Origin of the sequence: Sphingobacterium sp. B29 (assembly GCF_001952815.1) — a bacterium.
Taxonomy (GTDB): Bacteria; Bacteroidota; Bacteroidia; order Sphingobacteriales; family Sphingobacteriaceae; genus Sphingobacterium; species Sphingobacterium siyangense.
This window is the reverse complement of sequence record NZ_CP019158.1, coordinates 2448673-2463298: the sequence shown is the minus strand read 5'-3', so window position 1 is coordinate 2463298 and position 14626 is coordinate 2448673. Positions and strand designations below refer to the sequence as shown.

At 37.6% G+C, this 14626-nt stretch carries 18 protein-coding genes; 13 read left to right on the top strand and 5 right to left on the bottom strand.

What is annotated here, in order from left to right; genetic code table 11:
* Positions 1–2 precede the first annotated feature (2 nt).
* Both BV902_RS10245 and BV902_RS10240 read right to left on the bottom strand, forming a co-directional pair.
* The gene (locus tag BV902_RS10245) at positions 3–1499 is read right to left on the bottom strand and encodes a TlpA family protein disulfide reductase (RefSeq protein ID WP_075991835.1); all 1497 of its coding nucleotides are present in this window, start codon (positions 1497–1499) and stop codon (positions 3–5) included.
* A 67-nt stretch (positions 1500–1566) separates the two neighbouring features.
* The gene (locus tag BV902_RS10240; RefSeq protein WP_075991834.1) at positions 1567–3072 is read right to left on the bottom strand and encodes a sensor histidine kinase; all 1506 of its coding nucleotides are present in this window, start codon (positions 3070–3072) and stop codon (positions 1567–1569) included.
* Between the two features lie 337 nt (positions 3073–3409).
* On the opposite strand from BV902_RS10240, the gene BV902_RS10235 reads away from it, so the two are divergent.
* The 7 genes from BV902_RS10235 to BV902_RS10210 all read left to right on the top strand — a co-directional run bounded on the left by BV902_RS10235 (position 3410) and on the right by BV902_RS10210 (position 7726).
* Positions 3410–4060 (top strand): hypothetical protein, encoded by a 651-nt coding sequence (locus BV902_RS10235; protein ID WP_075991833.1) that lies wholly within the window; start codon positions 3410–3412, stop codon positions 4058–4060.
* A 201-nt stretch (positions 4061–4261) separates the two neighbouring features.
* Positions 4262–4660: a hypothetical protein gene (locus tag BV902_RS10230; RefSeq protein WP_075991832.1), complete on the top strand. Its 399-nt coding sequence runs from the start codon at positions 4262–4264 to the stop codon at positions 4658–4660.
* Positions 4661–4679: 19 nt separating this feature from the next.
* The gene (locus tag BV902_RS10225; RefSeq protein WP_075991831.1) at positions 4680–5249 is read left to right on the top strand and encodes a hypothetical protein; all 570 of its coding nucleotides are present in this window, start codon (positions 4680–4682) and stop codon (positions 5247–5249) included.
* Positions 5250–5318: 69 nt separating this feature from the next.
* Entirely contained in the window at positions 5319–5855 is a 537-nt protein-coding gene (locus BV902_RS10220; RefSeq protein WP_075991830.1) for a GNAT family N-acetyltransferase, read from the top strand.
* Between the two features lie 79 nt (positions 5856–5934).
* Positions 5935–6177 carry a tetratricopeptide repeat protein gene (locus tag BV902_RS27105; protein ID WP_083663554.1) on the top strand — a complete coding sequence of 81 codons (243 nt, stop codon included), beginning with the start codon at positions 5935–5937 and terminating at the stop codon, positions 6175–6177.
* An 85-nt stretch (positions 6178–6262) separates the two neighbouring features.
* Positions 6263–7030 carry a tetratricopeptide repeat protein gene (locus BV902_RS10215; protein WP_083663553.1) on the top strand — a complete coding sequence of 256 codons (768 nt, stop codon included), beginning with the start codon at positions 6263–6265 and terminating at the stop codon, positions 7028–7030.
* 162 nt (positions 7031–7192) lie between these two features.
* The gene (locus tag BV902_RS10210; protein WP_075991829.1) at positions 7193–7726 is read left to right on the top strand and encodes an NADPH-dependent FMN reductase; all 534 of its coding nucleotides are present in this window, start codon (positions 7193–7195) and stop codon (positions 7724–7726) included.
* Positions 7727–8031: 305 nt separating this feature from the next.
* Here the strand turns inward: BV902_RS10210 and BV902_RS10205 are convergent, their stop codons facing one another.
* Complete coding sequence (locus BV902_RS10205; RefSeq protein ID WP_075991828.1) at positions 8032–8454, bottom strand: sigma factor; 423 nt, start codon at positions 8452–8454, stop codon at positions 8032–8034.
* A gap of 176 nt (positions 8455–8630) precedes the next feature.
* Complete coding sequence (locus tag BV902_RS10200) at positions 8631–8978, bottom strand: winged helix-turn-helix transcriptional regulator (RefSeq protein ID WP_075991827.1); 348 nt, start codon at positions 8976–8978, stop codon at positions 8631–8633.
* Between the two features lie 112 nt (positions 8979–9090).
* On the opposite strand from BV902_RS10200, the gene BV902_RS10195 reads away from it, so the two are divergent.
* From BV902_RS10195 to BV902_RS10170, 6 genes are all read left to right on the top strand, one after another.
* Positions 9091–10155 carry an NADH:flavin oxidoreductase gene (locus tag BV902_RS10195; protein WP_075991826.1) on the top strand — a complete coding sequence of 355 codons (1065 nt, stop codon included), beginning with the start codon at positions 9091–9093 and terminating at the stop codon, positions 10153–10155.
* Between the two features lie 148 nt (positions 10156–10303).
* Positions 10304–10957, top strand: coding sequence for an alpha/beta fold hydrolase (locus tag BV902_RS10190; RefSeq protein WP_075991825.1), 654 nt, complete (start codon positions 10304–10306; stop codon positions 10955–10957).
* 318 nt (positions 10958–11275) lie between these two features.
* Positions 11276–12334: a major royal jelly family protein gene (locus tag BV902_RS10185; protein ID WP_237242079.1), complete on the top strand. Its 1059-nt coding sequence runs from the start codon at positions 11276–11278 to the stop codon at positions 12332–12334.
* Positions 12335–12664: 330 nt separating this feature from the next.
* Positions 12665–12979, top strand: coding sequence for a hypothetical protein (locus BV902_RS10180; RefSeq protein WP_075991823.1), 315 nt, complete (start codon positions 12665–12667; stop codon positions 12977–12979).
* Between the two features lie 32 nt (positions 12980–13011).
* Positions 13012–13332 carry a hypothetical protein gene (locus BV902_RS10175; protein ID WP_075991822.1) on the top strand — a complete coding sequence of 107 codons (321 nt, stop codon included), beginning with the start codon at positions 13012–13014 and terminating at the stop codon, positions 13330–13332.
* A gap of 11 nt (positions 13333–13343) precedes the next feature.
* Positions 13344–13691, top strand: a complete 348-nt coding sequence (locus tag BV902_RS10170) for a hypothetical protein (RefSeq protein ID WP_075991821.1) — start codon at positions 13344–13346, stop codon at positions 13689–13691.
* Here BV902_RS10170 and BV902_RS10165 read toward each other — a convergent pair.
* A complete protein-coding gene (locus BV902_RS10165; RefSeq protein WP_075994709.1) occupies positions 13688–14458 on the bottom strand; it encodes a DUF72 domain-containing protein in 771 nt (256 codons plus the stop codon). The two genes, BV902_RS10170 and BV902_RS10165, sit on opposite strands and share 4 nt — an antisense overlap.
* Positions 14459–14626 lie beyond the last annotated feature (168 nt).

The following is a 14626-nucleotide window of genomic DNA, read 5'->3' as shown; positions in this document are numbered from 1 at the left end:
AATTATTGATTTAAAATCTGATCTATTTGGTCATACAGTTGTTTTCCATTACTTGGTCGAAGAGCCTTTTCTACAACTAATTTTCCTGTTTTATCAAATATAAAATATTGCGGATAATATTCGGCTTTGTCTTTTGCATTTAGCAGTAATTCCTTCCAAAAGGGCTCAATCTGTTTCCTATTTTTACGTATATGGATTCCGATTAAATTGTTGACGCGTATAAAGTCTTTCCAGTCCTGATCACGATGGTCTTCATCCATATCCAAATAAACGAAGGCAATATCTTTATCCATGTATCTTTTCTTCAGTTCAGGTGTATATTTCAATTCAAATTTACAAGGACCGCACCAGGTACCCCAAACATCCAAATAGACCACTTTACCCTTCAATTTAGCAATCAGGTCGTAGATCGATGAAATAGGTCGATCATCCTCAATCAACCGGATCTGTTTGTTCTGTTTATTCGCTATCAAAAGAGAGTCAAGATCGGCAATATAGCGTTCAACGAGCGGCCTATGCTTATCCGTTGGAAATATCTTCCAATGTGCTCCCGCCAATGCTTTTAAATGCGGTAAGTCCCTGTCATGATATAGATTGACCAGTTGCTGAAAATTGTATTTTTCGACGATAGTTTTGGGAAAATTATTTAAAGCACCAATCAACCGCCAATAATCTTTACTATAGCTATTCATTAATCTATTTGCACTGTCTAGGCTTATCCCGAAATAAGGGATCGGCTCGCTTGAAGGGATCTTCTCCGACCGAATCTTACCAAATGCTTTCGTTTCCAAATAACGCAGGTAATTGTCAAGGAAAGAATAGAAAGAGGGGCCTCCAAAATCATCCTGTAAATTAATCGATACTTTTCCAAACAGCTCTAGCACTAAACTATCTGAGGTCGGTTTTGGCAATTCAGCTACACGGGCAAAATCGTTCAGATGGTTAATTCTTTGCGCGTAAAGCTCAGTACGGATATAGTCTTTTAGTTGGCTGGGCAATGAAGTAGTTTGGATCACTTCATTCATTTGATTGCAATCTGCTAAAAAGGGAATTAACAGCTGCTGTCTCAATTCAGCCAAAGAGCGTTTAGCAAGATTGTTTAAGGCTGGGGCTTTCATAAAAAACGGCACTTCATCCAGTTTTATTTGCTGAATAGTTTTATTTTCTGTTAAAGCACTACCGGCTACAAATACGATCGTACTATCCGTTAAATTGGCGATAAGATTCTTACCAGGGCTTAATAACAAGGTTTGAACTACACCGCTGTAAATTAGTGTCGCGGATTTTCGAGCTGTTACTGGCAGCACGACCTCAAATGTACCATCGCCGGCAACGGTTACCCGTTGCGAATTTTCTTTATAAAAACCGAAAACAAGAGGAATATTGATTTCCAATGTCTTGTTTGGATCATAATTCCAAATCTTACCACTCAATTTAAACTGAGCATGACTGCTTAGACAAAACAAGGTCATAAGCAAAAAAACAAGTATTTTTTTCATTGCTGTTAATTAAGGAACCAATAAATCAGATAAATAATGGATTGAAAAATAGTGGAACTATCCTGATCTAAAGATGTAATGTTAAATGGACAAAAAACTCATTGGCATTTTCATGTATCATCAATCCATGCCGATCTCTATACAGTAATGACAGGCGTTGTCTTACATTTTCCAAGCCTACGCCGCTTTTTAGTTTTTCGGGATCGTTATCACTTTTTGGATTAATGCTATTGCTTACATCGAAAAACAGGACTTGGTCCCGCACTTGCAAAGAGATTTTAATATAAGACGATTTCTGAAGGCTTATCCCATGCTTAAATGCATTCTCAACGAAAGGGATAAGCAACATAGGTGTAATGTCATAATTTTCAAACTGTTCTTCTATTTCGGTTATAAGGGTAATCTTGTCTGACATTGAAGTCCGGAGCGTTTGTAAGGCGATGTAATTATTCAAATATTCAACTTCACGCATCAACGAAATCTTATCTTGTGTATTTTCATGTAGCATAAACCGCATCATATCACCCAAGCGTTGAATTCCCTCCCCCGTCCGTTCTGCATTTTCCTGCAGGGCCGTGCCATACAATGTATTTAAGGCATTAAATAAAAAATGTGGATTTATTTGAGATTTTAGAAAGGTCAGATTCGCATCCGACTGCCCGAGCTCCGTGCGTAGGGAGGCTATTTCGTTTTGACGCATGAGACGTTTTTTAAAGAGAAACCAGGACAGCGGAATGCTAACCAATAATTGCGTGGGTAAATGAAACATAGCAACTATAAAGATCACTTCGTTTGTCTGATTAAAGAAAAATAGCGCCGGCACACTTAATGGCAGGACTGAAATCAAGCTAATAGCAAAGATAGTCCAGAAGAAATCACGGAATTTCTTCTGTTTTTCCTGTAATTTTGGCAACAAATAGTATAAGGAATAGATTACAATACCGACTGCAGACAACACAACCAAAGTCCATAATACCGAAAGTTGTGAATGGGATCGCGATGTAATCAAAAAAAACAATCCAATAAACCAGCAACCAATTCCAAAGGATAAATCCATTTTTAGCTGCTTTTGCAGGGTCAGATTTTCTGCCTTGCTTTTAAGCAAATAGCTGATCAGATATTGCGCACAGGTGTATAAAGAAATTATAATTGTTAATAAAATAGCTTGCGCAAAAGCCTTAAAAAATATACTATTATAGCTTCTTTGAATACTGTCATAATCCTTCAATTCGTAGGCGTGGCTATAGGTCCGGCATACACCTAAAATCAGTCCGGATACCAAGATCAAAGCAGCTAGTAATGAATAATTCAGCAGCTCCCGTTTTCTGTTGATGAGGGAAGGAATAAGGACAAAATTTAAAAGGAGAAACATCACATATAGAAGCAAATCAATGATAAAATTTGGCACAAAAAAGTTAAAGAAATAGGAGTAGCTTATTTTTTGGTGAAGGAAATAGTTATGCATACCGCTATCATCCCGATTGTTTGTATCAACAAGCAAAGCATAAACAACAGCGACAAATACGACAGTTGCCATCCAAAATTCTATTTTTCTTACGTCTTTCAGTTTCATGTTATTGGTTTTGATGAGGCAATATTAATTGAAATGAAAACATAAAACGGAAAAATGTGACGAATACCACCAAAAATGTGATGAATCAAATGTTTCTTCATCTTATAGCTGGGATTCTATTGTTGTTTCTATAAAATAGAATTTGATTTTACTATCTTTAAGCTGAAAAGTATCAAACCAGCTTTATTAACTTTATTCAAAAAAGACACTACATAATTAATCCGCTATTTACACATTCACGTCCTATTTTGCGGTGTTAAGGCAAATAGCCAAGATTGCACACAGCATTGGACTGTCAAATGATCATAAATACAGGTATTAAAAAATAATTGATCACATGGATACATATATCGTGTTAAAAAGGTTCTCTAGTTTAGAAGAAGCTCAAGAATGTCATAAACTACTTTCGGAAAAAGGTGTAACAACGCGGTTGGCAGATAATGTCCCCCCCGTGGATATTACATTTTCTGGAAACACGGTTGGATATCAATATGAGGTTCAAATAGACCCTGCCAATTTCGCAAATGCAGAATCTATTTTAGAAGAGCAGGAAATGCAGTCTCTCCCTTTGGTTGAAGACGACCATTACCTGTATCAGTTTTCCGACGAAGAGCTCTTAGAAATTCTTCAAAAATCCGATGAATGGAACAAATTAGACTACGCACTGGCTAGAGAAATTTTATTAAAAAGAGGGAAAGAGATTGATCAGGAAAAGCTTAATCTTTTGAAACAGGAGCGACTCATGCAACTACGGGAACCGGAACCGCAGCAGAAGTATTGGGTTATTTTCGGCTATATTTCAGCCCTTCTAGGTGGACTTTTAGGAATTGCAATCGGGTATATGCTGTTTAGTTCCAAAAAGAGCCTACCGAATGGCGAACGGATATTTTCCTATTCGGATCATGACAGAAAACATGGGACAAATATATTCTATATCGGATTATTCGTATTCACAATATCCGTTCTCATCAAAATGCTCTGGGGATGATAACATAAAATGAATACGATTTACATTTTTTAGCGGAACAGCTCGAGTGCAGCTTTGTGACTGTGGTATTCTGTATCCTATCGCGATCTAATTAGCGCTAACGTCAACTGTAAATTTTTAATACTAAAAAAAATACCTATATTTAAGATGACATCTTTATTCTTGAATTATTTTTTGTAAACCTACAAACAAATTAACTTTATGAATAGTTTAAAGACCACAGCCACTCATTTCCGTTATAAAAAGCATCCGGGAGATCTATTCAGAAATACATGCGTTCAATTATTACCGCATCCCTATAAAAATCAAGAAGACTTTTGGGTATGGTTTCATCCCTCCTACCACCGTAGTGAAGACATTTCAGATTTAGGCGACCTGTACAAACAGTTTCACGACACCCCCTGCCAAGAAACGATGACAACATCAAAAAATGAGCTATGTTACGCTGCAGTAGCGAAGGAACGTCTCTTTGAAGAAATAAAATCATTGGAACAAAAGATCTATCAGGATTGTTTTGAAAACTTTTATTTGTTGATTATTGAAGGCCGCATCGAGCTGTTTGAAAGTCATCAAATTGAAAGTAAAGAATCTAGTTCCTAATGTCTATCTTTAAACCGTTATGCATTATTTGACTTGTGCGATTATAAGGAAGGACGATAAGGTACTCATTTGTAAGCGCCCGCCATCGGTGAAGCATGCCTTAAAGTGGGAATTTCCTGGTCGCATAACCGAGTCCCACCTGCCAACGAAAGCAAATTTGTCGCTCAAAATCAGGGAAGAGCTAAGTATAGATATCCTTGTCGGAAGGCCCTTAGAGATGACGCAACAAGGCCATAAAAGTCCGGCACTTTGCCGCTATCCTGTTCTCTGCACCTTTTCTTCTGGCGAAGTTGCCATGCTAGAATATGTCCAAGCAATTTGGGTCCCCTCTGTAGAACTATCGCATTTTGATTGGACCGATACCGATCGACCAAGTGTAGAAGAGTATACCAGATACCTTGAGAACTCAAATCCTCCGTCCCGTATAAAGGAAGCTTTTTTAGAAAGCCTAATTGGACTCATTGGTTTTACACTGGTCCATATGTTCTTCAATGTATATATAGGCCTATTGATAACTTTGATCTTAATCGCAATTACTGGAATTTATAGTTATTACACCCGAAAAAATATAAGGAAAAGAATCTCGTAAAACTTCCTTACATTTATAAAAACTAAGTAACCCCTAATTTCATTTTAGCCATACTGAAGATTTAATCAGATGAAAGATTTCCCACAATTAGAGACAGAACGACTTATTCTTAACGCAATAGACCCGACTGATATTCCGCAGATTGTAGACTATCTGCAAGACAAGGTCTATTCGGACTTCACATCAAATATCCCCTATCCTTACCGAAAGGAGGATGCTGAATACTGGCTTAAATTAGCGGAAGAAGCATTTGCCAATCGTAAAGGATTCACTTTTGCTATTCGAAATAAAGATAAAAAACTGATCGGAGCTATTGGTCTGCATGATGAAGGCTCGGATAAGGCTGAGTTGGGATACTGGATAGCTATTCCTTACTGGAATAAAGGTTATGTCACTGAAGCTGCAAAAGCAATCATTGATTTTGGATTTAAAGAATTAAACTTTAACAAAATCTTTGCGACCTACTTCCCTCATAATCCAGCATCGGGAAAAGTCATGGAAAAAATAGGAATGAAAAAAGAGGCCCTGTTAAAACAACATCTAAAGAAAGACGGCCGCTATTACGATATCCCATTATACGCTATTTTTAAATCGGAATTGGTTTAGTTTTTTAAGATCTATGGCTCCATTATCACAAATAATACGTTCTGAAATAAGAATTCAATCCTTTAACTCAATAATAAAAATGAAAAACAATATTGGATATATTAGCTTCGTTTTCTTCTTTTTCATTGGGCAAACCGTTTTTGGGCAAGAAAAAAATCGTGAAAAAGCTTCTTTAAAGGGAAAGGAAGCCATTCAACTCATGGACAGCGGAAAAGTGGATGAAAGTATCCTATTACTGAAGGAAGCCCAAAATCTCGATCCAGCCAATATCACATACCCTTATGAGCTTGGTTATGCCTATTATCTAAAAAAAAGATTATAAAAGCACAATAAAGTTCCTGGAAAACATTAAAAATGAAAAGACTGTTAATGATAGGGTATATCAACTGCTGGGAAATGCCTATGATATGCTTGGCGAAAGTGATAGCGCAGTGGGCATCTACGAGAGTGGATTAAAATTGTTTCCTAAATCAGGTCACCTCTATTTGGAGATGGGGGCAATCCAAAGAGTAAAAGGAGATTTGGAAAAGGCATTAGGCTTTTATGAAAAGGGGATTCAGGTAGATCCGGGATTTTCTTCCAATTACTATTGGGCATCAAAGTTATTCTGTATTTCGGATGAAAAAGTTTGGGGAATGATTTACGGTGAGATATTTATGAATTTAGAACGAAATAGCAAAAGAACAGCCGAAATAAGTGAGCTTATTTATAATCAGTACAATAACCAGATTAAATTTAAAGGCGACACTGGAATTTCAGTCAGCTTCAGTAAAAATGCGTTTATCCAGGAAGGGCCAGCAGCCGATCCCAACCAAATAAAGTTACCTTTTGGTATTGGAGTTTACGAGACGACATTAGCGTTGTCAATGATTGGTTTAAATTCAATAAATATCAATACGCTTGACACGATAAGGACCAACTTCATAAACAACTACTTCAAAAATAAACACGACAAGATATTTCCAAATGCTCTATTCAATTATCAAAAGAAAATCATCGATCTAGGTTATAGTGAAGCATACAATCATTGGATATTGATGAAAGGAGATGAAGACCGTTTCGAGAAATGGCTAGCAAATAATGAAGAAAAATGGACTGATTTTACAAATTGGTTTATGAAAAATCCCCTAAAAGTAGACAGTGCAAATAGTTTTTTCCGCGAACAATACAATTGATAACTGTACACCCCTTTCTTTCTCGCTACTCGATGTGTTACCTCAGGATCGGAATGGAGTCGCGAAATTAAAATAATGGTGAGTGGTTTTTATTTCTTGAATTGGATTTTTCATTATAAAATTGACTAAATTTAAGCAACCGATAATCATAAAGGATAAAACATGAAGATATTTGCATTCGCTGGGAGTAATTCTTCCACATCAATTAACAAACAATTGGTCAAATTTGTACTTAAAAGCTTCGAGGGGCACGAGATTAATTTGATCGATCTGAATGACTATAACATGCCTGTCTTTTCTGTAGACCTAGAAAAGAATGGATTCCCACAGGAAGCACAGCTTTTCCTCGATCATATAGCCTCCAGTGACATGATCATTTGCTCCCTCGCCGAGAATAATCGCTCCTATAGCGTAGCATTTAAAAATGTATTTGACTGGGCATCTAGAATAAATGTTAAAGTTTTCCAGGATAAACCCATGTTGCTTATGACAACTTCACCAGGAGGTTATGGTGGTGGAAATGTGATGGCCGAAGCGCAGAAATTTTTCCCGCAGTTTGGAGCAATCATTAAAGAAACATTTTCGCTTCCCAAATTTTACGAAAATTTTGATCAGGATAATGGCGTAATCAGTCCCGAACACCTCAATAGTCTGAAGGAAAAAATAGCGGATTTTAAGCAACAAATTTCCTCCTAGTAGCATTCCGCTAAAAATCTATTTGCCTTTTCGTGCATTCTGCATAACTTATGCCGATGCATTGAGTACATATTACTTTGCATATTATTTACTTTTTGCTTACCTTTTCTTTGCTTTGAAAGCAAAGAAACACCAATAAAACACCAATAAAACGACAAAGAAATAGCAAAGAAGAAGCGAATCAGCCCCCTAGCAATCCCAAAGGAATAGCGAAGAAACGGCAGAGAAACGGCAGAAAAACACCAAAGAAATAGCAGAGAAACACCAACGGAATAGCAGAGAAATGGCGAATAAGCTGCAAGCCCTTACCTTAGCTGCTCAGGCAGCGTATCAATGGCATCATGGATCGTTCGAAGCGTTTCCATATAGATCATTTGATGACTGATCGGTAAATCGACCAGATCAACTTGTGACGTATAAAAATTGGTTTTTTGTTGAATCCTATTCTCTTGTTGAATCCTGTTTAAAGCGGCGTTTCTACAACTTGTGTAGAGAAAACCACGGATTGATTCAACATGATCAAAATCAATCCGGCGCTCCCAAAGCTTTAAAAATACATCCGGCACTATTTCTCCGATGGTACCTTTATCAAGATTCATCTTTTCTAAAAAATAGCACATTGGACGATAGAAAGTTTTGTACAGAAATTGTAAACCATCCCTTCTGCCTTCTCGAAAAGATTTTAAAAAATCTTGCTTGCTAAATTCTTGGTTTACCTTGTTTTTCACAATTCAATATTACTTAAATTTTAAATAAATATGAAAATTTCATTTATTGTGATCAACAATCCTGCGCTGGCAAGCGATAGAAAACGTACAGGCCAAACCGGTTGACACGATACTATTCCATCCGGCAGCGATTGGCGTAAATGCTACGCAAGATATATGTATTTAGATTGTAATTTCTACGCGATCAATTCTGTTGACACAGGCTCTTGATAGTAGGCTTCATTCCATTTTGCCAATTGGCACATAATAGGTATTAATGCCTTGCCTTTTTCTGTCAAAGAATACTCTACACGTGGCGGAAGCTCCCTGTACTCTTCTCTCAAAATTACACCATCCTCTTCCAATTCTTTTAATGAACTGGTCAGGACTTTCCGAGAAATGTTTTCGATAAGCGCATCCAATTGGCCAAATCGGGCTTTTCGATCGCGCAAAGTATAGATAATCACGGGCTTCCATCGGGTACCTAAAATTGCCATAGAACGCTGCATGGCGCAGGAACAACTTTTAAATTCAGTCCTTTTCATTTGAATATATTCAAAATAGTTACGCAAAGGTAACTAGTTTATACCAATAATAGTTACAAATATACACTATTTAAAATATCTTTGTGAAGATTCACGATTTAAAACAAGAAAAATGAGCATACAAACACTTTTTAATCCATTTGAGTACAAAAACTTAACACTCAAAAACCGCTTTGTAATGGCGCCAATGACGCGAGCATTTTCTAAGGATGGGGTTCCCGACAGCGCTGTAGCGGGTTATTACGAGCGTCGTGCCGCGGGGGATGTCGGTTTAATTTTGACGGAAGGTACAGTTATTGAAAGACCTTCATCAAAGAATTTAAAGGATATTCCAAACTTTTACGGTGACCAAGCATTGGGCGGCTGGAAAAATATCGTCGATGCTGTGCACGAAAAAGGAGGAAAAATAGCCCCTCAGCTATGGCATGTTGGTTATACCCCTATGCAATGGACTCCGCCCGCTGCATTTGAAAGCCCAGATACAATGACATTAGCGGATATAGAGGCCACAATACAGGCTTACGCCGACGCTGCTAAATCTGCAAAAGACCTCGGTTTTGATGCTTTTGAAATCCATGGGGCACATGGTTATCTGATCGACCAATTTTTCTGGGAAGGAATGAACCACAGAACAGACGAATTTGGTGGAAAAACAATTAAGGAGCGTTCTAAATTCGCTGTTGAGGTCGTAAAAGCAATGCGAAAAGCGGTCGGACCTGATTTTGTGATTATTCTACGTTTATCACAATGGAAACAACAGGACTATACAGCCAAGCTTGCCCCTACCCCTACAGCGATGGAAGATTGGATCCTACCATTGACGGATGCCGGTGTGGACATTTTTCATGGAAGCCAACGTCGTTATTGGGAGCCGGAATTTGAAGGCAGTGACTTAAATTTTGCTGGATGGCTCAAAAAGATTTCAGGACAGCCCACAATCACAGTTGGATCTGTGGGTCTTGACAAAGACTTTGGTGAAGTATTTACCAATTCTGAATTCAAGTCCTCTCCCGCTTCACTGGACGAACTGGTTCGTCGTTATGAACGTGGCGATTTTGACCTTGTAGCAGTAGGCAGGGCCATCTTACAAGACCCCAATTGGGTGAAGAAAGTGCAAGCCGAAAAATACGACGAACTGTCTACTTTTGAAGCTAAGAGCTTGGCGAGCTTATCTTAGTAAGCTCGCGCGATTAGGTGGATTAAAATTACGTTATTCAATATTATAAAACAGGGGAAAAATTGATTTTCGAATCAATTTTTTGCCCCTGTTTTATAGCGATAATTCAGTAACTTGTCTCCACAAATGGATACAAACACTTGATTAAATGAAAATCACCGCAACCAAAATATATGTCATCAGCGGATTGGGTGTAGATCAACGTGTATTCAGCAAGATAGACTTTGGCTCGCTTGATATAACCTATCTGGATTGGATTACACCAAGCCTTAATGAACCATTATCTATTTATGCAAAAAGAATATCTGCTAAAATTACCGCAGCGCAACCCATCCTCATTGGGCTTTCTTTCGGAGGAATGCTTGCAATGGAAATTGCCAAAATTATAACTGTTCAACGAGTTATTCTGCTAGCTTCGGCCAAAGGACGGTATGAATTACCTGTACTGTATCGATTAGCGGGTAGACTCAAGCTGAACGTATTTGTCCCTAATTCATTGCTCAAGACCCATAGCTTTCTTTCGGATTATTTTTTTGGTATAGGCTGCAAAGAAGATTCTTTACTGCTAAAACAAATCCTAAAGGATACAGATCCAATCTTTATGGCCTGGGCAATACATCAAATTCTACAATGGAAAAACAATTCGGTTCCGGACAATTTAATTCATGTACACGGTAGTAGCGATCGTATTATCCCCATCAAAAATGTAAAGCCCAACTTTATCATTAAGGGGGCGGGACATTTTATGACGGTGACACATGCACAGGAAGTTGAAAAGCTTTTACGAGAAATTTGTTCGTAAATCACCAACTTTTAATCACCGAGACCAATCCCAACTTTTCTAGTCGCTCAGAAAATTAAATCCACGTGTATTCGTATCGACATTAGTCGCACGACATGTTGATCAGTGTAAAAAAGTATTATTTGGAGAAAAGGACAAACAATAATTGAGAATAGAAGGTTCTTCTATAAGAGCGCGGTCTCTTTATGGAAGCTAAAAATCCCCCTTTATTACTTAGTGGGAACAGTCAAAAGCAATATAGTTAGGTTAAATTATAACAAGAATATGCGAACACGGCTCATATTAAGTTTTTTATTCTGTCACATCTTTTTTCTCACTATGCTGGCACAAGTCAATAATACTACAGCCCCGCAACTGGAGGTCGCAGCAGCCTTAGGTCCGTACCGTCCGATCGGTGTGAGCGTTACCTCCAACAATCGACTATTTGTTTCCTTCCCAAAACAAGCGAAAAATTATCAGTATGCACTTACTGAAATCATCAATGGAAAACCTGTTCCTTATCCAAATGAAGAATGGAATTTAAAAGGAAAAGAGAATTCCCACTTTGTAAATGTCCAGGATATATTTGTCGATACCGAGGACAATCTCTGGGTATTGGATTCTAAACCATCTTCTGCCGGATCAATTTTTGGAAAAGATGAAAAATCAACTCAAGGCCAATTTAAATTGTTAAAAATCGATACAAAAAAAAACAAAATTGAACATATTTATCGTTTCGGTGACCTTGATAAAACCAAATCAGGTCTAAATGATATGCGCATTGACCAGAAGCGAAATTTAGCCTATCTCTCCGATCCCGGCCAAGCGGCCATCATTATTTTAGACCTCAAAACTGGACAGACTAGAAAGGCTTTAACTGGAAGCCGTTTTACGCGGGCTGATCCTGAAGTAATATTAAGCTATAACGGTAATGATATGCGTAATGATAATGGAAAACCATTTTCTTCCAACGTGAATGGCATAGCAATAAGTCACGATTTTAAATATCTATATTTCAAACCGATCAATCAAACCCATCTGTATTGTATTGCAACAGAATTTTTAGCGGACGCAAGGCTGACGGATCAAGAATTGGAAGAAAAAGTAGAAGACAAAGGGGAAGTCGGAATTACACATGGCTTACTCGCAGATAGCGTTGGAAATATTTACCTAACATCGTCAATAGATTATAGTATTAAGTATTTAAATCCTGATGGAAATGTGAATACCCTGGTACAGGACTCCCGAATACTTTGGCCCGATTCTATGGGCATCAGCGGAGATGGATACCTTTATTTCTCCTGTGCACAGCTCTTTAAGGACCCACAATGGAATAAAGGAGTTGATAAGGTAGAGTTGCCATATTATGTCTTTAAAGTCAAATTACCGAAATTTTGAAAAGAATGTTACAATAAGTGACGTGCTGAAGCATAAAACTCGCGCTAACACATCTACTTTTTACCTAGGTATTATCCCATGCGCAGCCTTAACAAAATTCCCTTCAAATAGTTCCCCTTTATATTTGTCCACTTTCCCCAGTCACAAGATAAGATACTGAAATTCAACTTAATAAAAAAAATAAAATCGAAGTAAAAGAACAAATCACCGAGACATGCCTCCAATTATAAAAAACAACGGCCTCTTAGATAAAGTATAAAATTTTTAGCAAAAACTTTTTAATACTAATATTTTTAGTATATTTGAATATCAGTTTTAGACAACGCTTTTATGGAACACAGCGCAGCATATGACAATAAGGAATTACACGTAGGTGACATCGTTCGCTTTCATACTCCTTATCCCGATGAAGATCCGAATACGATTTTCATTGTACTGTGGTCATACTATGATCCTACAGGAAAATCATCACGGGCTGAAGTCGTAAAATTTGACCAAAGTCCCAAACAAACACCTGTTATTCAGAAGTGGTTTATACGAGATTTAGAAAGAGTTCCTGTAGTAAGTCCAGAATTGCTGAAACAAATTGAGCTATTTATGAAAAGTAAACTTGGTAATGCTATTATCAGTAAGCTAGTCATCTAACAAATTTTAGATCTTCAAATTCGACGTAAAATATGGAAAACAAATTCAAAGAGAAACGAGGTATAGTGTCAGGTCCGATCTGGTCTGACTGGCGAGAACAACTTCGGGAAAGTGAATTAGTCGGCTTACATCAGAGACTCGAGAAACTAGAAAGAGAAATACTCCTTGATTGGCTGCAATGGCATGATCCAAAAGGAAACTATACAGATCGCAAATGTATTGAAAATGGCGTGCAGCAGCTTTCCAAATTAAAGGCTGTCGCGTATATACATAAAGAAATCCTGCGTATCCACATGAAAAGAAGATATAATGACTTTTCGAATACACATGCACAACTCATCTTTAACAACTAAAATTTCAAATTATGGAATCTCTTATTAAACAGATCATAGCGCATCAGCTTCCAAAAATTCTAGCCATGGAATCGCATCGCGAGGATTGGCGTTATCAGCTTATGGGCTTAAAAGATAAGACACTACTCGATAGATTAACGCTTATGAAGAGACAAGAATTACTTGCGTGGCTACAATGGTACGATAATGCCGGGACTTACGCTGATCACGACTGCATCCGGAGAGGTATCCCCTTATTTACGAAGGTTCAGGCATTGACCGCAGCTTATCAGCGGATTATGCGTGAACATGAAGCTGGGACGGCTACATGGGAACGGAATATATCCGTGGCAGTGCACTTTAAAAAAGACAGTTTTTAAGCAGGAGATATTTTGCGCGCTGTGATATACTTGGCTAATGTATTCAGATTAGAAAGTGCCGCTCCGATTGTATTATTAAAATAAGTATAGACTTCTTTTCCCTCTGCAATCCAGTCGTTAATATAGGTGCTGTATTCAAACAATATGTTGTCCGTATAGCTTCCTTTATAGTCACCATTTGGGCCATGGAATCGCATATAGATTATGTTTGCATTTGCATCTGCGTATTGAAGACGCATACCTTGCATATTCTTATCATGAATAACCAGATTCATATTATAAGATTTTAAAAGTTCAGAAGTTTCTTCCCTATACCAAACGGGATCCCTAAATTCTACACAGATCGGCCATCCTTCACTTCTCTTGTCCTGAGCAATACAATCCAGCAATTCAGCAAGCAATCCAATAGAAGCAAATTTAAAAGATGGTGGTAATTGTATGAGCAAACAACCTTTCTTTTGGCCGACAGCGTCAATAACGGATAGAAATCTAGCGACATCCTGTGGATCAAATTTGAGTTCTTTTTGATGTGTAATTCCTTTCCATAGTTTAAACGTAAAACGAAAGTCATCGGTCGTTTCTTCGGACCATCTTCTGACGGTTTCTTCTCTGGGGATTTTATAAAAAGAACTGTTTACTTCCAATGAATTAAATAATAAGCTATATACAGCCAATCGACTTTTATCCTGAAACTCCTCAGGATAGTAGCTTTTATTCTTGTAAGGCAAAAGGATACCGCTCGTTCCAGTAAAATATAATCTTTCCATACCTTTATAACAATCGGCTAGCATGTAATTGTTCATTTTTTTCTTTCACAGACAAATTATCTTTTGTATTGATCAGCAATTAAATTGCATATAAAAAACAATTTATCTAAGTTTGAGAAACGAGTATTACAGCAACAGCTATGTATACTCAACTCGTTTTCTAGTTTA